Below are 23,225 nucleotides of genomic sequence, written 5' to 3' on the forward strand. Positions count from 1 at the left end.
TAACGACCCGGTATTCCCAAGAAGGCTTTTTAGCGTTTTGAAAAAGTACAACGGAAATAGAACGGCTACTTCATCAAAAATAATTCGATTTTTTGAAATATAATTTTTTTATTAAGTAAGTTTTAAAATAATATGCCTTTTTAAATAACATCAGTACACTGCATCATCTGCCGTAATTGCCGAATAATAAACAAATGTACCGCAGAAACGTCTGTACGCAAAAATGCCGTCTGAAAGATTTTCTTCAGACGGCATCCTCCAAGAAAAGGATTATGCTCTCGCCTTATATCCGTACACCGCAAAAAATGCGATATAAAGGTAACAGACAACGGAAACAATAAACGAAAACATCAAACTATAATTATCTGCAACCCAGCCCTGCACGACAGGGACAATCGCGCCGCCGACAATCGCGGTACACAATACGCCGGAAGCAGCATTGGTAAACCTGCCCAATCCTTTGGTCGCCAAAGAAAAAATCGTCGGAAACATAATAGAATTGAAGAAACCGACGGCAAGCAGCGCCCACATGGAAACATCAGCATTCCCCTGACCGGCCGCCATGGCCGCAATCAGCAACGCAACCGCTGACAAGGCATTGAACGCCAAATAACGGTTGGGGGCGAATTTCGCCATTACAGCCGAACCGAGGAACCGACCGACCATCGCGCCGCCCCAATAAAACGACAGATAATGGGCGGCGGAAGCATGGTTCAGCCCTTTCAGATAACCCAACACATTAACCATCAGCGAACCGATAGACACCTCCGCGCCGACATAGCAGAAAATGCCTGCCGCCCCGAAAGCCAAATGTTTGTACTGCCACACACTGGTTTTACCGTCATGGTTTTGCGCGCCCTCATCGGCGGCAATCTTGCGCGCATCGGGCAGCCGGATCATTTTCACGAATACGGCAAGGATAATGAGCAAACCCGCCAGTCCCAAATAAGGAATCTGTACGGAGGAAATCTGTTCCGCCCTGTCTGCCGCCTTAGTTGCATCCGCCAAAATCAGGAACGCACCGATTTGCGGCGCAATGGTCGTACCCAGGGAATTAAATGCCTGAACCAGCGTCAGCGTTGCCGATTCCTTACCCGGTTTCGCCAGCAGGGTGACATAAGGATTACCGGCAACCTGCAACAGCGTAACGCCCGAAGCCAAAATGAACAGCGCACCCAAAAATACCGCATACGAATGGCTGCCTGCTGCAGGATAAAACAACAGGCATCCTGCCGCCGTCAGCAGAAAGCCGCCGATAACGCCGTTTTTATAACCGATTTTGCCCACCAGCATACCCATAGGGATGGACATCACCGCATAGGCGGTAAAGAAACAGAATTGAATCAGCATCGCCTGAACATAAGTCAGGTCGAAAATCTCCTTCAAATGAGGGATAAGTATGTCGTTCATGCAGGTAATGAAACCCATCATGAAAAACAACGTGGTCAAGACGACCAATGGGGACGTATGATTGTTTTGTGATTGCGCAGACATGATTTGCCTTTCATTTTATCGTGATATACCGCACGGTTCGGACAACGGGGGTTGACATTCCTTCACGGCGGCGTGAATCATACTGACATTTCACAAATTTGCAAGCCGTCGGCATATCCGTATCAGGCGGCACCCGCCGTTATCGCCGCATGCATGCCGCCGCATGCCCTAACCTTCGTTTTCATTTCATACAAACCGTTTTATGACCGTTTTTTACGCCTACGCCGCGCTTGCCTTTTCTGCCTTTACCTCTGCCACCCTCCTGCCTGGTACATCTGAAGCCGCCTTCGTCCTGTTCGTCCACCGCTTTTCCGAACACGCATACGGCGCGTTGCTGTGCGCCGGCCTTGCCAACGGACTGGGCAGTATGGTTTCCTATTGGATGGGGCGTTTGCTGCCTTCCCGAAAAATGCCGTCTGAAAAAACAATCAGGATAATGAAGCGTTACAGCGTATGGCTGCTTGCGTTTGCCTGGCTGCCCGTCATCGGCGACGCACTGCCGCTTGCCGCCGGCTGGCTGCGTCTGAACCCTTGGACGGGCGGGCTGATGCTGATAGCCGGCAAAATGGCACGTTACGCCTTTATCCTGTGGGGGATACAATACTACTCCGCCTGAACCATACGTTATAATGCCGAACGCACAAACCTACCGTATAAAAAAATGAACAGACACATCCGCCAAGAAATTTTCGAACGCTTCCGCGCCGCCAACCCCCATCCGACCACCGAACTCAACTTCAACTCCCCTTTCGAGCTTTTAATCGCCGTTTTACTGTCGGCACAGGCAACCGACGTCGGCGTAAACAAAGCGACGGCAAAGCTGTTTCCGGTTGCCGATACGCCGCAGGCGATGCTGGATTTGGGTTTGGACGGTGTGATGGAATACACGAAAACCATCGGGTTGTATAAAACCAAGTCCAAACACATCATGCAGACCTGCCGCATCCTGCTGGAAAAATACAACGGCGAAGTGCCGGAAGACCGCGAGGCTTTGGAATCATTGCCGGGCGTGGGGCGCAAAACGGCAAACGTCGTATTGAACACGGCGTTCGGCCATCCCGTCATGGCGGTCGATACGCATATTTTCCGCGTGTCCAACCGAACCAAAATCGCACCCGGAAAAGACGTTCGCGAAGTCGAAGACAAACTGATGCGCTTCATTCCTAAAGAATTTCTGATGGACGCGCACCACTGGCTGATTTTGCACGGACGCTACACCTGTAAGGCTTTAAAGCCGCAATGCCAAACCTGCATCATCAATGACCTGTGCGAATATCCCGCCAAATCCTGACGGGTCTCCCTTTTAATAATGAAATGCTTGAAAATTCAGACAAACGTTGTAAAATTTCACTCCATGCCGTCTGAAACCGACAACGTGCGTTTCAGACGGCATTGAAGTCAATATCGGTACGAAACAAAGGACGAAACGTGTTCAAAAAATACAAATACTTCGCTTTGGCAACCCTGTGCGCCGCCGCATTGGCAGGCTGCGACAAAGCCGGCAGCTTTTTCGGTGCGGACAAAAAAGAAGCATCCTTCGTAGAACGCATCGAACACACCAAAGACGACGGCAGCGTCAGCATGCTGCTGCCCGACTTTGCCCAATTGGTGCAAAGCGAAGGTCCGGCAGTCGTCAACATTCAGGCGGCACCCACCCCGAGTACCGAAAACGGCGGACGCAGCGCCGAAAACGATTCCGACCCGATTGCCGACAACGATCCCTTTTACGAATTTTTCAAACGCCTCGTCCCGAATATGCCCGAAATCCCCCAAGAAGAAGCAGATGACGGCGGATTAAACTTCGGCTCCGGCTTCATCATCAGCAAAGACGGCTATATTCTGACCAATACGCACGTCGTTACCGGCATGGGCAGCATCAAAGTCCTGCTCAACGACAAACGCGAATATACTGCCAAACTCATCGGCTCGGATGTCCAATCCGACGTGGCGCTTTTAAAAATAGACGCCACGGAAGACCTCCCAGTCGTCAAAATCGGCAATCCCAAAGATTTGAAACCCGGCGAATGGGTAGCCGCCATCGGCGCACCCTTCGGCTTCGACAACAGCGTTACCTCCGGCATCGTCTCCGCCAAAGGCCGCAGCCTGCCCAATGAAAGCTATACACCCTTCATCCAAACCGATGTCGCCATCAATCCGGGTAATTCCGGCGGACCGCTATTCAACCTGAAAGGACAGGTCGTCGGCATCAATTCGCAAATATACAGCCGCAGCGGCGGATTCATGGGCATCTCCTTTGCCATCCCCATCGACGTTGCCATGAATGTTGCCGAACAACTGAAAAACACCGGCAAAGTCCAACGCGGGCAACTGGGCGTCATCATTCAGGAAGTATCCTACGGTTTGGCACAGTCGTTCGGTCTGGATAAAGCCAGCGGCGCATTGATTGCCAAAATCCTTCCCGGCAGCCCCGCAGAACGTGCAGGCTTGCAGGCAGGCGACATCATACGCAGCCTCAACGGAGAAGAAATACGTTCTTCCGGCGACCTTCCCGTCATGGTAGGCTCCATCATGCCCGGTAAGGAAGCCAGCCTCGGCGTATGGCGCAAAGGCGAAGAAATCACAGTCAAAATCAAACTGGGCAATGCTTCCGAACAACTCGGCTCGTCATCCCTACCGGATAAAACTCCTTATGCCGGACACCAATCCGGTACGTTCTCAATCGAATCTGCCGGCGTTACCCTGCAAACCGATACAGACGGCAACGGCGGACGGCTTATCGTCGTTCGGGTTTCGGGGGCGGCACAACGCGCAGGCTTGCGGCGCGGCGACGAAATCCTCGCCGTTGGACAAATCCCGGTCAATGACGAAACCGGTTTCCGCAATGCACTGGACAAAGCGGGGAAAAACATCCCCCTTCTGGTTATGCGTCAGGGCAACACCCTGTTCATCGCATTAACCCTGCAATAACCCATATAATTTGACCAAAATATTTTTTTAGATGATAAAATGCCCGTCAACACTGATTAACGGGCATTTTCAAGAAAACAGTTGATTGATTTCAAATAAGTATTTTCCGGAACAGAAAATACTTTCGCCCATTTTGCCAACAAAATCCGAACCGTTGCGGACAGAAACCGCCCCATCCGGACGCTTACACCTCACAAACCATGCAGCTGATTGACTATTCAAATTCATTTTTCTCGGTTGTGCCACCCTTTTTGGCACTCGCACTTGCCGTCATTACCCGACGCGTACTGCTGTCGTTAAGCATAGGCATTTTGGTCGGGGTCGCCTTCCTGGTCGGCGGCAACCCCGTAAACGGCCTGATTCACTTGAAAGATATGGTGGTCGGACTGACATGGGCAGACGGTGATTGGTCGCTGGGCAAGCCTAAGATCCTGATTTTCCTGCTTCTCTTAGGCATCTTCACTTCCCTGCTGACCTTCTCCGGCAGCAATCAGGCTTTTGCCGACTGGGCGAAACAGCACATCAAAGGCCGGCGCGGCGCAAAAATGCTGACCGCCTGCCTCGTATTCGTTACCTTCATCGACGACTACTTCCACAGCCTCGCCGTCGGCGCGATTGCCCGCCCCGTTACCGACAAATTCAAAGTTTCCCGAGCCAAACTCGCCTACATCCTCGACTCTACCGCCGCACCCATGTGCGTACTGATGCCCGTTTCAAGTTGGGGCGCGTCGATTATCGCGACACTTGCCGGATTGCTCGTTACCTACAAAATTACCGAATACACGCCGATGGGGACATTTGTTGCCATGAGCCTGATGAACTATTACGCGCTGTTTGCCCTGATTATGGTATTCGTCGTCTCCTGGTTCTCCTTCGATATCGGCTCGATGGCACGTTTCGAACAGGCCGCTTTGAACGAAACCCATGATGAAACCACCGTTTCAGACGGCAGCAGGGGCAGGGTTTACGCATTGATTATTCCCGTTTTGGTCTTAATCGCCTCCACCGTATCCGCCATGATTTATACCGGCGCGAAGGCAAGCGAAACCTTCAGCATTTTGGGTGCGTTTGAAAATACGGACGTGAACACTTCCCTGGTCTTCGGCGGCATCTGCGGCGTGCTTGCCGTCGTCCTCTGCACGCCCGGCACAATTAAAGCAACCGATTATCCCAAAGCCGTTTGGCAGGGTATGCTTTCCATGTCGGGCGCGATTACCATCCTGATTCTCGCCTGGCTCATCAGCACCGTCGTCAGTGAAATGCACACCGGCGACTACCTCTCCACGCTGGTTGCCGACAGCATTCATCCCGGCTTTTTGCCCGTCATCCTTTTCCTGCTTGCCAGCGTAATGGCGTTTGCCACCGGCACAAGCTGGGGAACATTCGGCATCATGCTGCCGATTGCCGCGGCAATGGCGGTCAAAGTCGATCCCACGCTGATTATCCCGTGCATGTCCGCAGTAATGGCTGGGGCGGTATGCGGCGACCACTGTTCGCCCATCTCCGACACGACCATCCTGTCTTCCACCGGCGCGCGCTGCAACCATATCGACCACGTTACCTCGCAACTGCCCTATGCCCTGACCGTAGCGGGTGCGGCAGCGGCCGGTTATCTTGTTTTGGGCATGACCAAATCCGCGCTGCTCGGCTTTGGCGCGACAGGTATTGTATTGGCCGTGCTTATTTTCATGTTGAAAGATAAAAAACGCACCATCGCCTGATTTTCCCCTTTTTCAGACGGTATATGCCGTCTGAAGCTTTTTGGAGCAAACCAAAATGACTGTTCCCCATATTCCGCGCGGCCCCGTAATGGCCGACATTGCCACCTTCCGCCTGACCGAAGAGGAAAAGCAACGCCTTCTCGATCCCGCCGTCGGCGGAGTCATCCTGTTCCGCCGCAACTTCCAAAATATCGTACAGCTCAAAGAACTTACCGCCGAAATCAAAGCACTTCGCACACCCGGGCTTATTATTGCCGTCGATCACGAAGGCGGCAGGGTTCAACGGTTTATCGAAGGATTTACCCGCTTGCCCGCAATGAACGTCTTAGGGCAAATTTGGGACAGCGAAAGCGCATCTGCCGCCGAAACCGCAGCCCGACAGATAGGCTGGGTTTTGGCAACCGAGCTTTCCGCCTGCGGCATCGACTTGTCCTTCACTCCTGTCTTGGATTTGGACTGGGGAAACTGTCCCGTCATCGGCAACCGCAGTTTCCACCGTAACCCCGAAGCCGTAACCCGCCTTGCCCTCGCCCTTCAAAAAGGTTTGGAAAAAGGCGGCATGAAATCATGCGGCAAACATTTTCCCGGACACGGATTTGTCGAAGGAGACAGCCATCTGGTCTTGCCGGAAGACAGGCGCAGCCTGTCCGAACTCGAAACCGCCGACCTTATCCCCTTCCGCGGCATGAGCCGGGAAGGTATGGCGGCGGTTATGCCTGCCCACGTCGTTTATCCACAAGTGGACACAAAGCCCGCAGGGTTTTCCGAAATCTGGCTCAAACAAATTTTGCGCCGCGATATCGGATTCAAAGGCGTGATTTTCTCTGACGATTTGACCATGGAAGGCGCGTGCGGAGCCGGCGGTATCAAAGAACGCGCCCGACTGTCGTTTGAAGCAGGTTGCGACATCATATTGGTCTGCAACCGTCCCGACTTGGTCGATGAATTGCGCGACGGTTTCACCATTCCCGACAACCCGGATTTAGCCGGACGTTGGCAATACATGGAAAACTCGCTCGGCCATGAGGCAGCACAAGCCGTTATGCAGACAGCGGATTTCCAAGCGGCACAAGCCTTGACCTCCCGTTTGACTTCGCCGCAAGACACGGCAGGCGGCGTGAAAGTCGGGGAAGCCTTTTAAATTCGTCCGATACGCGGCAAACAGGCAAAACAAATATAGGCATGCCGCTCTTTTTACGTTATAATCCCGTTCCAATTAATTCGGAATGTAGCGCAGCCCGGTAGCGCACTTCGTTCGGGACGAAGGGGTCGGAGGTTCGAATCCTCTCATTCCGACCAAATCCAAACCGCCTCGGCATCCATTGCCGAGGCGGTTTTTCCTTTTGGCGTCAACAGAAAAATGCCGTCTGAAACAGCATTCTGTTTCAGACGGCATTTCGTTTTCCCTAACCCTGCTATTTGCGTGCACTGACAAAGGGTATCGGCAAGATTCAAAAGACTATCGGAATTTAGGAAGCCGGGCTTGTACTCAACGACGGCATCTTATTCAGTAAGGTTCCAAACCAATTAGGTAGCGGAAATGTCGGCAATTTCACGCGGAAGCGGTACACTTCCCATATGTCAAACATCGGCAAAACGGTAAGCCGACCCCTTGAGTTGCACTGCATAAACTACTCTATCCCCGCCCATTTATGCGTCTGCACGCTCAACTGCCAATGCACGGATGCGTCGGGGCGGCTGTTTAAAATACCAATTTGGCGGATGGTGTCGTAGATGTTCATCACGCCATCTTGCTCACAGGGCGAAAGGTAGTAACGACGCGCGCGGATTTTGTGTTCCATGTTTTTGCAAAACGCAACGACATCGCCATCCGCCACGATGCGTACTTCGTCGGCTTCGGCGATGCAGCTATTTTCATATTTGTCGGCATAACAGGCTTTGGGGCTGGTGGCCACATAGTCGATTTGCGGCGGTGCGGGCTTGAGGCCGTTGGTTTCGAGACAGAGGAAATAGCCTTCTGCCTTGAGCGCGTCGAGCAGCGTATCGAGATGCGGCTGTATGGTCGGCTCGCCGCCGGTGATGATGATATTGCGAGCGGTGTAGGTTTTCAGACGGCCTAAGATGTCGGACAGGCTCGTCATGTCAAATGTCAAATAATCGGTATCACACCAGCCGCAGGCGAGGTTGCATTTGCCCAAGCGGACGAAAACAGCAGGCATGCCTGTATTCCAGCCCTCGCCTTGCAGGCTCTCGAAAATTTCAACGATGCGGTATTGCGGATTTTCGGGGGCAACGTTGATTTTTTTCATACCGCCAATACCGCAGCGGCTGCCAGCATCGCGGGCAGGCCTTGTTTGACGAGTATGCCTTTGTTGCCGGAAGAGAACGCTCCCCATGCGGCGGCAATCAATATGAAACCGAGAAACAGAATCGTTGCGCCGTAAACGGCATTGTCCGGCACGGCAAACCGCGACCACACCAGCCCGATGCCGAGAAAGCCGTTATACAGCCCTTGGTTGCCAAACAGGGTCTGCACGCGCTTTTGTTCCATAAATTCATAAGGCAGCTTGAACGTTTCCGCCGCTTTTTCGCTGGGAATCTGTGTCATTTCAAGCCAGGCAATGTAGAAATGTTCGACGGCGACAAGGAGGACTAAGAGGGTGGAGAGGAGTTTCATAGCTGTTCCTTTTAATGGGTACGTTTGAGATGGAATGCCGTCTGAAGAACGGAGAATCCAAGCGAAAAAAACATTTTACTGCAGATTCAAATCAGAATGCCCCACACCGTCCTTCATACTCAGCACACGATGTCGGTGTTTCCCACAATTTCACGCTGCACACGTTCAGCCCTGCGTTTTTCAAACGGTCGTACATTTCGATCGCCATATTTTCGGCAGTGGTGCGGCAGGGCAGGCGCAGGGTTTTCATGTTCCAGCCCTCCAAGAGCGCGGCGATTTGGCATTCACGACCGTTATCGCCGTGGTAGATAAACGCATGGTCGAAAGGGTCGGTAATATATTGTTTCACAATGGCTTTGAGGTCGGTGAAATCCATTACCATACCATCTTTCGGCCCGCCCCTGACGATGCCGTCTGAAACGGTGATTTCGAGTTTGTAAGTATGCCCGTGCAGGTTTTGGCATTTGCCGTCATGCCCGTCGAGCATGTGTGAAGAGTCGAAGGTGAATATCTTGGTAATTTTCATGGTGGGTAATTTAAATCGGTAAATAGCCCTGAAAGCCGATTTCGGCAGGCTTGCCATGCGGATTCGGGGTCAGGCGGATGGTGTGATTGCCGATGCGGTCGAGCGCAAGCAGGTTGTCCACGTCTTTTAAGTTGTCTTTATGTTGCTGAACATGGTCGGTCAACAGGGTTCGCAGGGCTTTTTGTTTGGCTTCGACAGGCGTAGCGGCGACGAACAGTCCGAAAGCGTGCGCTTCTGCAAGCTGACCCGCGCGATAGCCGCCGACATTGACAAAATACAGGTGCGGGGCGTGTTCAGACGGCATTGCGGTATGTTCTCCCGCCTCCCGTACGTAGACATCGTAACCATCCGCCCATTCGACAATCTGCCAGCCGTCGATGTGGATTTTGTCCGCATCGCCGAACCATGCGGCTTTGAGTGCGGGGATGGCTTCGCGGTAGTCGTCGCACACGGCAAATTGGATGTCGTGCACTTCGATATTGGAGCGGCCTGCGTTACCGCCGAGATAGAACATATAAAGTTTGGGCATGATAAGGCTTGTATCGGATGATGGTTGTATTTTCAGACGGCCTTTTTACTCTCCAAATATTCCGCCAATCCGCGCTCGCGTAACACGCAGCTCGGGCATTCGTGGCAGCCGCCGACGATGCCGTTGTAGCAGGTGTGGGTCTGCTCGCGGATGTAGTCCAGCGCGCCCATTTCATCCGCCAACGCCCAAGTTTGTGCCTTGGTCAGGTACATCAGCGGCGTGTGGATTTGGAAATCATAGTCCATCGCCAGATTAAGGGTAACGTTCATGGATTTGACGAACACGTCGCGGCAGTCGGGATAGCCGGAGAAGTCGGTTTCGCACACGCCCGCGATGATGTGCCGTATCCCCTGCCCTTTGGCGTAAATCGCGGCGTAGAGCAGGAAAAGCGCGTTGCGGCCGTCTACAAAGGTATTCGGAACGCCGTTTTCGGCAGTTTCGATGGCGGCGGCTTCGTCCATCAGGGCATTGTGCGTAATCTGCCGCATCAGGCTCAAGTCGAGTACGGTTTGTTTGACGCCCAAATCCTGCGCAATCCAGCGGGCGCGTTCCAGCTCGACGGCGTGGCGTTGCCCGTATTGGAAAGTGATGGCTTGGACGTTTTCGCGCCCGTAGGTTTGAATCGCCTGAATCAGGCAGGTAGTGGAATCTTGGCCGCCCGAAAAGATGACCAAGGCTTGTTGGTTTGACATACTGAATCCTAGTTTTGGTAACGCGGGAGGTTTTCGAACCGCGAATGCGGAAAGGCAAAGATGCGGATTATACAGGCAAACGCTTTCAGACGGCATCATTCCTCATGCCGTCTGAAAGGAGGCTGTTTAGGCCAACTTGACGGCAAGCTCCGCAAGCCGTCTGCCTTGTGCGAAGGCAATGTCGTTTTCTTCTGCGGTCAGGACGGGTTTGCCGTCATGTCCGGCAACGTGGGACGCGCCGTAAGGGGTACCACCGCTTCGGGTATTGCCGAGGGCAGATTCGGTGTAGGGGATGCCGCTGATAATCATGCCGTGGTGTAGGAGGGGGAGCATCATGGTAAGCAGCGTGGTTTCTTGTCCGCCGTGCAGGGAGGCGGTGCTGGTGAAGACGGTGGCGGGTTTGCCGGCGAGTTCTGCGCCGAGCCACAGGGGGATGGTGCCGTCGATGAAGTATTTCATGGCGGCCGCCATGTTGCCGAAGCGGGTGGGACTGCCTAGGGCGAGGGCGGCGCAGGTTTTGAGGTCTTCGGCGGTGACGTAGGGCGCACCGCTGTCGGGGATGTCTTTTTCTACGGCTTCGCAGACGGTAGAGACTTTGGGGACGGTGCGCAATACGGCTTCGCAGCCTGCGACGCTTTCGATGCCGCGTGCGATTTGGCGGGCAAGGTTGAGGGTGCTGCCGTTTTGGGAGTAGTAGAGGACGAGGATTTTGAGGGGATTTGGGTTCATGGGCGGATTCCGTTAAAATAGTTTGGCGTTCAGACGGCATAACGGTTGTCCAGATGCCGTCTGAAACAGTTTGAAAACATGAAATCTGGTAAGAGATTATGACCTTTTTACAACGTTGGCAAGGTTTGGCGGACAATAAAATCTGTGCGTTTGCATGGTTCGTCGTCCGCCGTTTCAGTGAAGAGCGCGTACCGCAGGCAGCGGCGAGCATGACGTTTACGACACTGCTGGCACTCGTCCCCGTACTGACCGTAATGATCGCGGTCGCTTCGATTTTCCCCGTGTTTGACCGCTGGTCGGATTCGTTCGTCTCCTTCGTCAACCAAACCATTGTGCCGCAGGGCGCAGATATGGTGTTCGACTATATCGACGCATTCCGCGATCAGGCAAACCGGCTGACCGCCATCGGCAGCGTGATGCTGGTCGTAACCTCGCTGATGCTGATTCGGACGATAGACAATGCGTTCAACCGCATCTGGCGGGTTAACACGCAACGCCCCTGGATGATGCAGTTCCTCGTTTATTGGGCGTTGCTGACTTTCGGGCCTTTGTCTCTGGGTGTGGGCATTTCCTTTATGGTCGGATCGGTTCAAGACTCCGTACTCTCCTCCGGTGCGCAACAATGGACGGACGCATTAAAGACGGCGGCAAGGCTGGCTTTCATGACCGTCTTGTTGTGGGGGCTGTACCGCTTCGTGCCCAACCGCTTCGTGCCCGCCCGGCAGGCGTTTGTCGGGGCTTTGATTACAGCATTCTGCCTGGAGACGGCGCGTTTCCTGTTCACCTGGTATATGGGCAATTTCGACGGCTACCGCTCGATTTACGGCGCATTTGCCGCCGTGCCGTTTTTCCTGCTTTGGTTAAACCTGCTGTGGACAATGTTGTTGGGCGGCGCGGTGCTGACTTCGTCGCTGTCTTATTGGCAGGGCGAGGCCTTCCGCAGGGGGTTCGACTCGCGCGGACGGTTTGACGATGTGTTGAAAATCCTGCTGCTTCTGGATGCGGCGCAAAAAGAAGGCCGAACCCTGTCCGTTCAGGAGTTCAGACGGCATATCAATATGGGCTACGACGAGTTGGGCGAGCTTCTGGAAAAGCTGGCGCGGTACGGCTATATCTATTCCGGCAGACAGGGCTGGGTTTTGAAAACGGGGGCGGATTCGATTGAGTTGAGCGAACTCTTCAAGCTCTTCGTGTACCGCCCGTTGCCTGTGGAAAGGGATCATGTGAACCAAGCTGTCGATGCGGTAATGACGCCGTGTTTGCAGACTTTGAACATGACGCTGGCGGAGTTTGATGCTCAGGCGAAAAAACGGCAGTAGTCTTGAGTATTTTTGAAACTGTATTTTTATCCTAAAAATATTTTCCTATCTGCTGATTCCACCGTTTCCTTTCTGTGTGCCGCCATAATTTTTATGATAGACAAGCCATTCAAGTTTGCATTGACTGCTTTTTCATTGGCAATATCCAAATGGCTGGTCGCTTCATCTAAAAATAGGATTTTCGGTTCGCAATATAAGACCCGCGCCAATACGATGCGTTGTTTTTGTCCGCCTGACAGTGCGCTGCCCATATCGCCGATCAAGGTTTCATAGCCCATAGGCATGGCGGAGATTTCTTCGTGAATCATAGCAAGGCAGGCGCAATGGATAGTTCAATGATGTTATTTTTCCTTTTCAAAAAAATTAGACGTAGAATATTGAGCTAATACACCCAATATGGAAAAAATAATAAAAGCACGAATATAAATCATAAAATCAACATCATCTCCTTGGTAGCTTTCATAAATAAAAACGATTGGTATTGATATACAAATTAAAATATACAGATACTTTGAAAGTACCAGTAACTTATACACAAATTTTGATTTCATAGCATAGTCTTTCATTGGTTAGTATTCCTAAAAATTCGGCTAACAAAAACATATGGCAGATATATTGAAAAAAAATTCAAAGTACCCTGAATAAAATTCAAATTCCAACTATATTTGTTAATGTAGTCGAGAAGAAACATATCTGATAAAAAATATAGCAATTGATAACAAGCTATTACTAATATTACGAAAAATATAAACTGCTTCCAGTTTTTCATAGAATCTCTCACAAAATTTCCAGAAAATCTAACTCTATCAACTGATAAATCAACTTCCTAACTTCTTCATGTTTTTCCTGATTGAAGTTAACCAATAGATTTTTCAACAATAACGGTTCATTCTTACCGATATGTTCTAACACTTTTTTCCCCAACTCATCTACGCTTATCTTCATCCCATTCCCAATCAAATATCCCTTTTCCAACGTATCCAAATTATTGGCATTTAGTCTCCACCCGATTCAAGGATAATATCCATATCGATATGTTCAGGAATGGAAATAATCAGTATCTTTAGTCTGTTGCATATACTATGGCATAGGGAAATCAGGGGCAGAATGCCGAAGTCGAGATGGATGCTTATTACTTCCCCTTACTCAGAAAATATTTAAAATTTATAATGTTACATATAGTTACAAATATTAAAGTTTTTTTGTGTGTGCATCAAGGAATTGTTGACAATTTTAGTTAAAATTTGTTTTGTTTCCAAACGGAAAAAAGCGGTTTGTTTTTTTGTTGTTAACATTTTTATTGTAATTAAATAAAAGGTCGTCTGAAAACGGTTTTCAGACAACCTTTTGCTATAATCGGGCTTCATCGCCCCGTTCGGTTTGGAACCTTATGAAAACCCTCGTCCTGCTCCTGCTTTCCTTCTCCACGACCACCGCTTTTGCCGCATACGGTTTGGGTTTGGGGCAGGCACCGAAATATCCCGCCGGCTTTCGCGCCTACGAATACGTCAATCCCGACGCACCCAAAGGCGGGGCGTTTTCCCTGCCGATGCAGGGCGGTTTTGATACGTTCAACCCGTTTACCCTCAAAGGCGACAAAGAAGTCGGCGTTCTTATGCTGACCGTGGACAGACTCACCGACAACAGTTGGGACGAACCTTTCTCCATGTACGGCTTGCTGGCGCAAGACTTCTGGCTTGCCGAAGACGGATTGTCGGCAACATTCAAGCTCAACCCGAAAGCCAAATTCCACAACGGAGACCCCGTCCTTGCCAAAGACGTAGCCGCCTCATTCCACCTGCTGACCGAAGACCGGGCTGCCTCGCCGTTTTACCGCATGTATTGGAACGATGTTGCCAAAATCGAAACGCCCGATGACAGGACAGTCGTTTTCCGCTTCAAACAGCGCAATGCCGAATTACACATGGTCTTAGGTCAACTGCCTGTATTTTCACATAAAAGCTATCCAGAAGGACTGGAAAAAGGCGCAAACAAAATGCCCATCGGCTCCGGCCCCTACCGCTTCGTCAAAGCAGACACCGGGCGCATGAGCGAATACGCGCGCGACAAAAACTACTGGGCGCAAAACCTGCCGACACGCAGGGGGCGGTACAACTTCGACACCGTCCGTTTCAAATATTTCAAAGACGACAGTGTCCGTCTCGAAGGCCTCAAAGCCGGACAATATGATTTCGTACACGAAAACATCGCCCGCAACTGGGCACGCGCCTACCCTGCCGACATACTTGCTAAACGGGACTTGGGCAAACACGAATGGAAACAGGAAAGCACCGCCGGCATGCAGGGTTTTGTCATGAACCTGCGCCGTGCGCCGTTCAACCATCCCTTTGTACGGCAGGCCATGGTGGAAAGTTTCGATTTCGAAAGTACCAATGCACGCCTTTTCTACGGCGCATACCGCCGAAGCAACAGCTTTTTTACCAACAGCAACATGGCGGCATCAGGCAGGCCGCAGGGTTCGGAACTCAGGCTGCTCCAATCTTTGGGCAATACGCTCAATCCCGCCGTTTTGAGTCAGAATGTTCCCGAACCGCCGCAAACCGATTTGAAAAACGGCATACGCCCCAACCTTATCAAAGCCCGTACCCTTTTAGAAAAGGCAGGCTACCGCTACCGGAACGGCAAACTCACCGACCGCCTCGGCAATCCGCTGGCTTTTGAATTCCTGAACGCAGGCAAGGCATACGGGCGCATCACCGCCAAATGGCAGCGCGACTTGGCAAAAATCGGCGTAACCATGCACATGCGCACCGTCGATCCCGCCGTATACCAGAAACGCCTCGACAACTTCGATTTCGACATGACCATTACGGTTTACGGCAACAGCGAAAGCCCGGGCAACGAACAGCGCGACTATTTCGGCTGCGAGGCGGCAAAAACCGAAGGCAGCCGCAACCTTGCCGGCATCTGCCGCCCGGAAATCGAAAAGCTGCTCACCCATTTCGGCAGCTTCCGAAACCGTGCCGAACTGCAAACCGCCGCACGCGCGCTTGACCGCACCGTCCGCCACCAATACATCATCGTCCCCGCATGGTATGCCGACCGCTACCGCGTCGTGTACCGCAACGACTTGGATATTCCGCAGACGCTGCCCAAATATTACGATCCCGTATCTTTCGTTTTAAGCACCGCATGGAAAAAATAATGCCGTCTGAAACACCCTGCCCTTCAGACGGCATATCATTCGCAGCCACGCATTCAATCATTAATCCTTAACTCCGCCTGTGAAACTGCGGTTGCAGCGGCACATTTGCGGATATTCTTCCCATCCGTTCCGCCCAAGCCACCCACGTCAACACCTTCCTACACGCCCAAATACCCTTCCCTGCTGGAAAGCCATCTTGCCAGATGCGCTTCGACGATTTCGGGGTTTTGTTCAATCAGCATCGGAGCGATTTCACGCGCTTGTTCCAAAAGGTGTAAGTCTTCTTCAAGGTTGGCGAAGCGTAGCATGGGAACGCCGCTTTGACGCGCACCAAGAAATTCGCCGGGGCCGCGGATGTTGAGGTCTTGACGGGCAATTTCAAAGCCGTCAGTGTGTTCGTAGATGACTTTCAGCCGCGCTTTGGCGAGTTCGCTCAAGGGTTCAGCAAACAGAAGGACGCACACACTTTCTGCTGCGCCGCGCCCTACCCGCCCGCGTAATTGGTGCAGCTGCGCCAAGCCCATGCGCTCGGCGTGTTCGATGACCATCAGGGCGGCGTTGGGCACATCTACGCCGACTTCGATGACGGTGGTGGCGACCAAGACGTTCAGACGGCCTGCGGCAAATTCCGCCATGACTTCGACTTTTTCGGCGGCTTTCATGCGCCCGTGTACCAAGCCGATGTTGAGTTCGGGCAAGGCTGCCTGAAGCTGCTCAAGGGTTTCGGTGGCGGTTTGCAGTTGCAGGGTTTCGCTTTCTTCAATCAGCGGGCAGACCCAGTATGCCTGCTGTCCTTTGCGGCAGATGTTGAGGACGAAACCTTCGACTTCGGCGCGGCGGACGTTGTTGACGAGGCGGGTTTTAATCGGGGTGCGCCCGGGCGGCAATTCGTCGATGACGGACACGTCCAAGTCGGCGAAAAAACTCATGGCGAGCGTGCGCGGGATGGGCGTGGCGGACATCATCAGCTGGTGGACATCGCGCCCTTTGTTTTTGAGGGCGAGTCGTTGTGCGACGCCGAAGCGGTGTTGCTCGTCCACAATCACCAAGCCGAGATTTTGAAACTCGACGTCGTCTGAAAACAGGGCGTGCGTGCCGACGGCGATTTTGACAGTACCGTCGGCGAGTTTGGCTTTGGCTTCGTCTTTGGCTTTTTTGCGCTGGCTGCCGGAAAGCCAGACGACTTCGAGACCCAACGGCTCAAGCCATTGTTTGAACTTGATGAAATGCTGTTCGGCAAGGATTTCGGTCGGCGCCATCACGGCCGCCTGCGCGCCGGATTCGATGGCGGTCAGCGCGGACAAGGCGGCGACAATGGTTTTGCCGCTGCCGACATCGCCTTGCAGCAGGCGGTGCATGGGGTGGGTTTGCGCCATGTCGCGGCGGATTTCGGACACGACCCTTTCTTGTGCATCGGTCAGGGCAAACGGTAAGGCGTGGCGCAGGGATTGGGTCAACGTGCCGTCGCCGCCCAATGCCGCCGCCGTGCCGCTGACACGCTTCTGCCGCGCCAAGCGCATGGAAAGCTGTTGTGCCAAAAGTTCGTCAAATTTGAGCCGTTGCCATGCAGGCAGCGTGCCGTCTGAAAGTTGATGAATGGTGAAACTCGGCGGCGGCGAATGCAAAAGACGCAGGCTTTCGGCGAGGTGTGGCAGTTTCAGACGGCCTAATAAAGCATCAGGCAAGGTATCGTGCAGCGGCGTAACGTCCAAGGCCGTCTGAATAATACGGCGCAAAGTGGGTTGGTTTAAACCGTTTACGGTCGGATAAATCGGCGTGAGGCTTTCCGCCAAACCGCTGCTCTCGGCATCACGGATTTTAGGGTGAATCATCTCATCGCCGTGAAACCCGTGTTTGATTTCGCCCACAGCGCGGATGCGTTTGCCTGCCGCCATCTGTTTCTGATGGCTGGCGTAAAAGTGGATGAAGCGCAGAAAAAGGACGCTGCCGGAATCGTCGGCGATTTGGACAATCAGCTGCTTGCGCGGTTTGAACGTTACTTCCTGATGGATGACCTCGCCCTCGACCTGACACGGCACGCCGATCGGCGCATCCTTAATCGGCATGATGTACGTCTCGTCCTCGTAACGCAGCGGCAAGTGCAAAACCAAATCCCATGCGGTATGGAGGTTGAGTTTGTCGAGCTTCTTGGCGGAAACGTCGGTGATTTTGAGCTGTTTCTGGGTTTCGGGCGTCATCATGAAAAGCGGCTGGGTAAAGTTTGCCGTATTTTATCGGAAAACAAAAAGGCCGTCTGAACGCAATGTTTCAGACGGCCTGCACACAGGTATAACGCGATTAAGCGTTAGCTTCCTGTTGTTGTTGGTAGATAGCTTCGAAGTTGATCGGAGCAAGCAGTACAGGCGGGAAGCCTGCACGGGTTACGCTGGTGGAAATGGCTTCGCGCGCGTAAGGGAAGAGGATATTCGGACAAGCCACGCCCAACAGCAGTTGTACGTCTTCTTCAGGAATGTTTTCCAAACGGAAGATGCCGCTTTGGGTTACTTCGTTCAGGAACATGGTACGCTCGTTATTCAGCTTGGCGGTAACGGTAACGGTAACGTCAACGTTGTAATAGCCGTCTTCCAGTTTGCTGTTACCGGTGGAAACGCGCATATCGACTTCAGGCTCACCCTGTTCCAAGAAGATTTGCGGCGCGTGCGGCACTTCCAAAGACAAGTCTTTGACATACAGACGCTCAATGCTGAATACGGGTTGCAGTTCTTCGCTCATTTTGTTTTCCTAGTTTTTTGGGGTTAAGGGTTCAGTAATTCGTCCAACTTGCCTTCCTGCTGAAGGCGGTACAGGTCGGTGAATCCGCCGACATGCGTTTCGCCGATGAAAATCTGCGGTACGCTGCGCTGTCCGGAGCGCTGCTGCATTTCGGCAAAGGCTTCAGGATTCGTATCGACACGGATTTCGCCTATGTTTTCAACGCCTGCAGCATGCAGCAGCCTTTTCGCCATCGTGCAGTAGGGACAAAACGCACCTGTGTACATGGTAACAGCCTGCATATTCATTTTCCACAGAGTTTGCAAAGTTTGCAATGATAATCAATATAGGGACATTCTCCCTGTTTTGCAAGTGCCGGACCGGTGCATTTTCAGACGGCACGGACATCATGTGCCAAAATTTGTTTTTTAAAGTATGATAACCCTTATGAAAAATATTTTTGCACCCGCGCTGCGCGTCGGAACGGATGCAAAAATATTTTTATTACATTTTCAGGAAAAACCATGTTGTCAGGACTACCCATCCCAAAGGACATCGCCCGTCCGCCCGAAACGGTATTGGTCAACATCACGCCGCAGGAAACACGCGTGGCGGTGTTGGAAGAAAACAATATCTGCGAGCTGCACATCGAACGCAACAGCGGACACAGCCTGGTCGGCAATATCTATCTGGGCGTGGTGCGCCGCGTACTGCCCGGCATGCAGAGCGCGTTCATCGACATCGGTTTGGAACGAGCGGCATTTTTACACATCGTCGATGTCCTGGAGCAACGCCGCAACCCGGACGAAACCCAGCGCATCGAACATATGTTGTTTGAAGGGCAGTCGGTTTTGGTGCAGGTCATCAAAGACCCGATCAACACCAAAGGGGCGCGCCTTTCCACACAAATCTCGCTGGCAGGGCGTTTCCTCGTCCACCTTCCGCAGGAAGAACATATCGGCGTATCCCAGCGTATCGAGGACGATACGGAACGAAACAACCTGCGCGAGCGTCTCAACAAGCTCCTGCCGGAAAAGGCATGCCACGGCTACATCATCCGCACCAACGCCGAAAACGCCACCGACGAACAGCTACAATCCGACATCAACTACCTGACCAAAGTGTGGGAACACATCCAAGAGCAGGCAAAAATCCAACCGCCCGAAACCCTGCTGTATCAAGACTTACCGCTGAGCCTGCGCGTGTTGCGCGATATGTTCAGCTGCGACACGCAAAAAATCCTCGTCGACTCCACCGCGAACTACGGCCGCATGACGCGCTTCGCCGAACAATACGTCCACGGCGCATTGGGCAGGATAGAGCTGTTCAAAGGCGAACGCCCGCTGTTTGAGACCCACAACGTCGAACAGGAAATCAACCGAGCCCTGCAACCGCGCGTCAACCTCAACTTCGGCAGCTACCTGATTATCGAGTCCACCGAAGCCATGACCACGATAGATGTAAACACCGGCGGCTTCGTCGGCGCACGCAACTTCGACGAAACCATCTTCCGCACCAACTTAGAAGCCTGCCACACCATCGCCCGTGAATTAAGGCTGCGCAACCTTGGCGGCATCATCATCATCGACTTCATCGACATGGCACAGGAAGCACACCGCGAAGCCGTCTTGCAAGAGCTTGCCAAAGCCCTTGCCTTCGACCGTACCCGCGTTACCCTCAACGGCTTTACCAGCCTGGGTTTGGTCGAGCTGACGCGCAAACGCTCGCGTGAAAACCTCAGCCAAATCCTCTGCGAACCCTGTCCTTCCTGCCAAGGCCGGGGCCGTTTGAAAACGCCGCAAACCGTGTGTTATGAAATCCAGCGCGAAATCGTCCGCGAAGCCCGACGCTACGATGCGCAATCTTTCCGCATCCTTGCCGCGCCCAACGTCATCGATCTTTTCCTCGACGAAGAATCGCAATCGTTGGCAATGCTGATAGATTTCATCGGCAAACCGATTTCTCTGGCAGTCGAAACCGCCTACACGCAGGAACAATACGACATCGTATTGATGTAGGAAATGCCGTCTGAAACCTGTTTTCAGACGGCATCTGTTTATTTCAGGTATTTCTTGTCCAACAACGCCCGTATCAACAGGCCGTGTCCGAATCTCCGGCTGTCGGCCAATTCCAAATGTCCGCCGTATTTTTTAGCAAGCGTATCGGCAATAGACAGCCCCAACCCCGTCCCCTGCTGCTCCGTTCCCAAAATACGGTAAAACGGGTCAAGGACGCGGACGCGTTCGGATTCCGGAATGCCTTTCCCGTTATCTTCAACCCACACGGCAAGATATTTCCCTTCGTCTGTGAAACCCAAATCTATCCTGCCTTCGGACGGGGTATAACGTATTGCGTTATCAACAAACGTTTTAACCAAGGTATAGATTTCGGTTTCATCGGCAAATATTTCGAAATCACCTTCGACCGCCACACCGATGTCCTGCCGTTTCTCCAAAGCAAGCGGCATGAGTTCCTGCAATACCCGGCGGAAACGGCTTTGCAGCCCGAATGTCGTTTTCGTCAGAGAGGTTTCATCCGACTGCGACCGCGCCAGAGCCAAAAGCTGCTCGAGCAGGTGTTTGTTGCGCCGTATGCTTTGCTGCAAAACGGCAGACTGCCGCGCCGCATCGGGTGGGAGCGGCATATTGTTGAGGCGTTCCGCCTGAAGTGAAAGAGCGGTCATCGGCGTCCGCAACTCGTGCGCCGCATCGGCGATAAACCGTTGCCGGCGGCGTATATCTTCATCCACACGCTTCAAAAGCAGATTGATGGCCGTAACAAAACCTTTTATCTCGCTGGGGATATTGTCCGTATTCAAAGCAGACAAATCATCGAGTCTTCGCTGTTCCAGATTCTGCGACAAAATACGGACGGGACGCATAGCCTGATGCGTAATCCACACGGTCAGCAGAATAATCAGCGGCAAAGCCGCCAACAGGGGCAGCACGCTCTGCATCGCCGCATCCGCAGCCAAATCTTCCCTGTATTCGTTTTCCTGCATGACGGCAATCCGTCCCCGCCCCGTCGTGCGGATATAGACGCGGTAATAATCGTCATCCCCGTCCGCACGCAAAGTATGCAGTCCGTCTTTCAAATGTATCGGCAGACTGACAATCGGCTCCTGATCCGGCATCTGTACCAAAATACGCGTATCGTCGTCCCCCTCCGGCAAAGCATCGGGATGGTAATCAGGACCGACATACAATGCCGTCTGACGCAACAGGTCATCCTGAAGCTCTTCCGCTTCATGAAAAGTATCGTAATAAGAAAAAACGCCGGCAGCCATTGCCAGCGGCAAAAACATCAAAATCAGCGCGATACTGATTCTGACTTGAAGCGACTGCTTCAACATACGGATTAAACGGTTCAACATCGGCAACGCCACTCCTGTCCAGACAGCATTTTCTCAAACGGCACCCGGCACAAGCCAACCGACACCGCGTACATTTTGGATATTTTCCTTACCCAGTTTCTTGCGCAGCGCATGAATCAGGAAATCTACCGCATTGCTTTCGACTTCCTCGCCCCAGCCGTAAATCTTATCTTCCAAATCCGAACGCGACAGAATGACACCCGGCCTCGCCAACAAAGCCTGCAATACTGCAAACTCCTTGTTGCTCAATGCCACCTGCCTCCCCTCGGCAATAATTTCTACCTGATACGTTGCAGGATTGAGGGATAACGCACCATTTGACAGACACGCCTGCGCCTGCCCACTCCTGCGCCGCAACACCGCCCGCATCCGCGCCTTAAGCTCCGCCATATCGAACGGCTTAACGATATAGTCATCCGCACCGCCATCCAAACCGTTCAGCCGGCTGTACAAATCATCCCGCGCCGTCACAATCAGCACGGGGATGGTACAGCCTGCCGCGCGTATTTCCGACAAAACATCCAAACCGTCCCGCCCCGGCAAACCCAAATCCAGCAGCATCAGATCATAAGGCTGGGCAGCGGCCGCCGCCGCAACCTGCGCGCCGTTTTTGACCCAATCCACCGCATAACCGCCGTCTTTCAAATTTGCCGACACCGCTTCCGCAATCATCGCATCATCTTCAACCAACAATACACGCATCAACTTTCCCTTTCAGATAAACCGCGGCTATTCTAACACTCGAACATTAGCTGCAATTTAGCAGCAACAAAAAACCGCAGAACAAAAATTCTGCGGTTTTTGACCGTTTTCAACCTATTTTGCGTGTTTCTCCACCAGAGAGACAAACTGATTAATATATGACTGAACAAAATCCCTTGCCGAGTCGATCAATTTGCCTTTTTCATCAAACAGCGTCGGCGAATTGCCCAAAAACACCTCAGGCTGACCTGTCAGCGGCATATCGAAATAAGACAAAGCAAGACGCAGGTTTTTTTGAGAACTGTAGCCCCCCATCTTGCCGACGGAATGGCTGATGATGCCGGCAGGTTTGTGTTTCCACGCCACATCGGCATTCGGTTTAGAACCGATGTCCACCGCATTTTTCAAACATGCCGGCACAGTCCGGTTGTTTTCGGAAGTAACGAACAAAATGCCGTCTGAAGCCTTAATCTTCTCACGGAAATCCGTATAACTTTCAGGAAGCTGCACATCTCCCACGGCAGGATCGTCATAATCGAAATTATAAAGCGGCAGATGCCCGATTTCGACAATTTCCGCCTGATAGCCTTCTGGAAACATCTGCACCGCATTCAATGCCACCTTGCGTGCAAAAGAAGCACGACGCAGACTACCCACCAAAATACTGATTTTCTTAGCCACAATAATTCCTCCTGA

Annotated in this window: 24 protein-coding genes, 1 tRNA gene and 1 pseudogene; 9 read left to right on the forward strand and 17 right to left on the reverse strand. The window is 52.4% G+C overall.

The features are described 5' to 3' along the window. Positions 1-270: 270 nt before the first annotated feature. On the reverse strand, positions 271-1,494 hold the full coding sequence (locus tag BBW69_RS05275) for a sugar MFS transporter (RefSeq protein WP_107859384.1): 1,224 nt from the start codon (positions 1,492-1,494) through the stop codon (positions 271-273). 202 nt (positions 1,495-1,696) lie between these two features. On the opposite strand from BBW69_RS05275, the gene BBW69_RS05280 reads away from it, so the two are divergent. From BBW69_RS05280 to BBW69_RS05305, 6 genes are all read left to right on the forward strand, one after another. Further along, positions 1,697-2,110, forward strand: a complete 414-nt coding sequence (locus BBW69_RS05280; protein WP_188210650.1) for a YqaA family protein — start codon at positions 1,697-1,699, stop codon at positions 2,108-2,110. A 45-nt stretch (positions 2,111-2,155) separates the two neighbouring features. Further along, positions 2,156-2,785, forward strand: coding sequence for an endonuclease III (nth, locus tag BBW69_RS05285; RefSeq protein WP_003676295.1), 630 nt, complete (start codon positions 2,156-2,158; stop codon positions 2,783-2,785). A 137-nt stretch (positions 2,786-2,922) separates the two neighbouring features. Continuing rightward, positions 2,923-4,422, forward strand: a complete 1,500-nt coding sequence (locus tag BBW69_RS05290; protein ID WP_188210651.1) for a DegQ family serine endoprotease — start codon at positions 2,923-2,925, stop codon at positions 4,420-4,422. Between the two features lie 200 nt (positions 4,423-4,622). Continuing rightward, positions 4,623-6,143, forward strand: coding sequence for a Na+/H+ antiporter NhaC family protein (locus BBW69_RS05295; RefSeq protein ID WP_188210652.1), 1,521 nt, complete (start codon positions 4,623-4,625; stop codon positions 6,141-6,143). Between the two features lie 55 nt (positions 6,144-6,198). Beyond that, a complete protein-coding gene (gene nagZ, locus BBW69_RS05300; protein WP_188210653.1) occupies positions 6,199-7,284 on the forward strand; it encodes a beta-N-acetylhexosaminidase in 1,086 nt (361 codons plus the stop codon). 81 nt (positions 7,285-7,365) lie between these two features. After that, positions 7,366-7,442, forward strand: a tRNA-Pro gene (locus tag BBW69_RS05305). A gap of 332 nt (positions 7,443-7,774) precedes the next feature. On the opposite strand, the gene BBW69_RS05310 is transcribed toward BBW69_RS05305, so the two are convergent. From BBW69_RS05310 to wrbA, 6 genes are all read right to left on the reverse strand, one after another. Then, positions 7,775-8,413, reverse strand: a complete 639-nt coding sequence (locus BBW69_RS05310; protein ID WP_188210654.1) for a 7-carboxy-7-deazaguanine synthase QueE — start codon at positions 8,411-8,413, stop codon at positions 7,775-7,777. Further along, a complete protein-coding gene (locus tag BBW69_RS05315) occupies positions 8,410-8,781 on the reverse strand; it encodes a DUF1304 domain-containing protein (RefSeq protein WP_188210655.1) in 372 nt (123 codons plus the stop codon). Before BBW69_RS05315 ends, BBW69_RS05310 begins: the two co-directional genes overlap by 4 nt. A gap of 91 nt (positions 8,782-8,872) precedes the next feature. Next, positions 8,873-9,307, reverse strand: a complete 435-nt coding sequence (gene queD / locus BBW69_RS05320; RefSeq protein WP_188210656.1) for a 6-carboxytetrahydropterin synthase QueD — start codon at positions 9,305-9,307, stop codon at positions 8,873-8,875. Between the two features lie 10 nt (positions 9,308-9,317). Next, positions 9,318-9,836 carry a DUF1543 domain-containing protein gene (locus BBW69_RS05325; protein WP_188210657.1) on the reverse strand — a complete coding sequence of 173 codons (519 nt, stop codon included), beginning with the start codon at positions 9,834-9,836 and terminating at the stop codon, positions 9,318-9,320. 32 nt (positions 9,837-9,868) lie between these two features. After that, a complete protein-coding gene (queC, locus tag BBW69_RS05330; protein WP_188210658.1) occupies positions 9,869-10,528 on the reverse strand; it encodes a 7-cyano-7-deazaguanine synthase QueC in 660 nt (219 codons plus the stop codon). 126 nt (positions 10,529-10,654) lie between these two features. Further along, a complete protein-coding gene (gene wrbA / locus BBW69_RS05335; protein ID WP_188210659.1) occupies positions 10,655-11,257 on the reverse strand; it encodes an NAD(P)H:quinone oxidoreductase in 603 nt (200 codons plus the stop codon). Between the two features lie 98 nt (positions 11,258-11,355). Between wrbA and BBW69_RS05340 the strand changes: the two genes are divergently transcribed. Then, entirely contained in the window at positions 11,356-12,576 is a 1,221-nt protein-coding gene (locus tag BBW69_RS05340) for a YihY family inner membrane protein (protein WP_107959833.1), read from the forward strand. A 26-nt stretch (positions 12,577-12,602) separates the two neighbouring features. Here the strand turns inward: BBW69_RS05340 and BBW69_RS05345 are convergent, their stop codons facing one another. From BBW69_RS05345 to BBW69_RS05355, 4 genes and pseudogenes are all read right to left on the reverse strand, one after another. Further along, complete coding sequence (locus BBW69_RS05345) at positions 12,603-12,884, reverse strand: ATP-binding cassette domain-containing protein (RefSeq protein ID WP_107859393.1); 282 nt, start codon at positions 12,882-12,884, stop codon at positions 12,603-12,605. Between the two features lie 33 nt (positions 12,885-12,917). Further along, entirely contained in the window at positions 12,918-13,142 is a 225-nt protein-coding gene (locus BBW69_RS05350) for a protoheme IX farnesyltransferase (RefSeq protein ID WP_223169957.1), read from the reverse strand. Continuing rightward, positions 13,139-13,345 carry a hypothetical protein gene (locus tag BBW69_RS09990; protein ID WP_223169958.1) on the reverse strand — a complete coding sequence of 69 codons (207 nt, stop codon included), beginning with the start codon at positions 13,343-13,345 and terminating at the stop codon, positions 13,139-13,141. Before BBW69_RS09990 ends, BBW69_RS05350 begins: the two co-directional genes overlap by 4 nt. Positions 13,346-13,353: 8 nt before the next feature. Continuing rightward, positions 13,354-13,578: pseudogene (locus BBW69_RS05355) on the reverse strand (winged helix domain-containing protein); the annotation flags it as partial. Positions 13,579-13,966: 388 nt separating this feature from the next. Between BBW69_RS05355 and BBW69_RS05360 the strand changes: the two are divergent. Further along, positions 13,967-15,742 (forward strand): extracellular solute-binding protein, encoded by a 1,776-nt coding sequence (locus BBW69_RS05360; RefSeq protein ID WP_188210660.1) that lies wholly within the window; start codon positions 13,967-13,969, stop codon positions 15,740-15,742. A 158-nt stretch (positions 15,743-15,900) separates the two neighbouring features. Here the strand turns inward: BBW69_RS05360 and recG are convergent, their stop codons facing one another. The 3 genes from recG to grxC form a co-directional block, all read right to left on the reverse strand. Then, a complete protein-coding gene (gene recG, locus BBW69_RS05365) occupies positions 15,901-17,943 on the reverse strand; it encodes an ATP-dependent DNA helicase RecG (RefSeq protein ID WP_188210661.1) in 2,043 nt (680 codons plus the stop codon). 97 nt (positions 17,944-18,040) lie between these two features. After that, complete coding sequence (secB, locus tag BBW69_RS05370) at positions 18,041-18,475, reverse strand: protein-export chaperone SecB (RefSeq protein WP_188210662.1); 435 nt, start codon at positions 18,473-18,475, stop codon at positions 18,041-18,043. 23 nt (positions 18,476-18,498) lie between these two features. After that, entirely contained in the window at positions 18,499-18,756 is a 258-nt protein-coding gene (gene grxC, locus BBW69_RS05375) for a glutaredoxin 3 (RefSeq protein ID WP_039854192.1), read from the reverse strand. A 222-nt stretch (positions 18,757-18,978) separates the two neighbouring features. Between grxC and rng the strand changes: the two genes are divergently transcribed. Continuing rightward, positions 18,979-20,472 (forward strand): ribonuclease G, encoded by a 1,494-nt coding sequence (gene rng, locus BBW69_RS05380; protein ID WP_003676337.1) that lies wholly within the window; start codon positions 18,979-18,981, stop codon positions 20,470-20,472. A 38-nt stretch (positions 20,473-20,510) separates the two neighbouring features. Here rng and BBW69_RS05385 read toward each other — a convergent pair whose 3' ends face one another. The 3 genes from BBW69_RS05385 to BBW69_RS05395 form a co-directional block, all read right to left on the reverse strand. Beyond that, the gene (locus BBW69_RS05385; protein ID WP_188210758.1) at positions 20,511-21,758 is read right to left on the reverse strand and encodes a HAMP domain-containing sensor histidine kinase; all 1,248 of its coding nucleotides are present in this window, start codon (positions 21,756-21,758) and stop codon (positions 20,511-20,513) included. A 102-nt stretch (positions 21,759-21,860) separates the two neighbouring features. Further along, complete coding sequence (locus BBW69_RS05390) at positions 21,861-22,529, reverse strand: response regulator transcription factor (protein WP_188210663.1); 669 nt, start codon at positions 22,527-22,529, stop codon at positions 21,861-21,863. Between the two features lie 114 nt (positions 22,530-22,643). Next, positions 22,644-23,210: an NADPH-dependent FMN reductase gene (locus BBW69_RS05395; RefSeq protein WP_188210664.1), complete on the reverse strand. Its 567-nt coding sequence runs from the start codon at positions 23,208-23,210 to the stop codon at positions 22,644-22,646. Positions 23,211-23,225: the final 15 nt, after the last annotated feature.

The sequence above is a fragment of the Neisseria sp. RH3002v2f genome, from assembly GCF_014596375.1.
GTDB classification, from domain to species: Bacteria; Pseudomonadota; Gammaproteobacteria; order Burkholderiales; family Neisseriaceae; genus Neisseria; species Neisseria cinerea.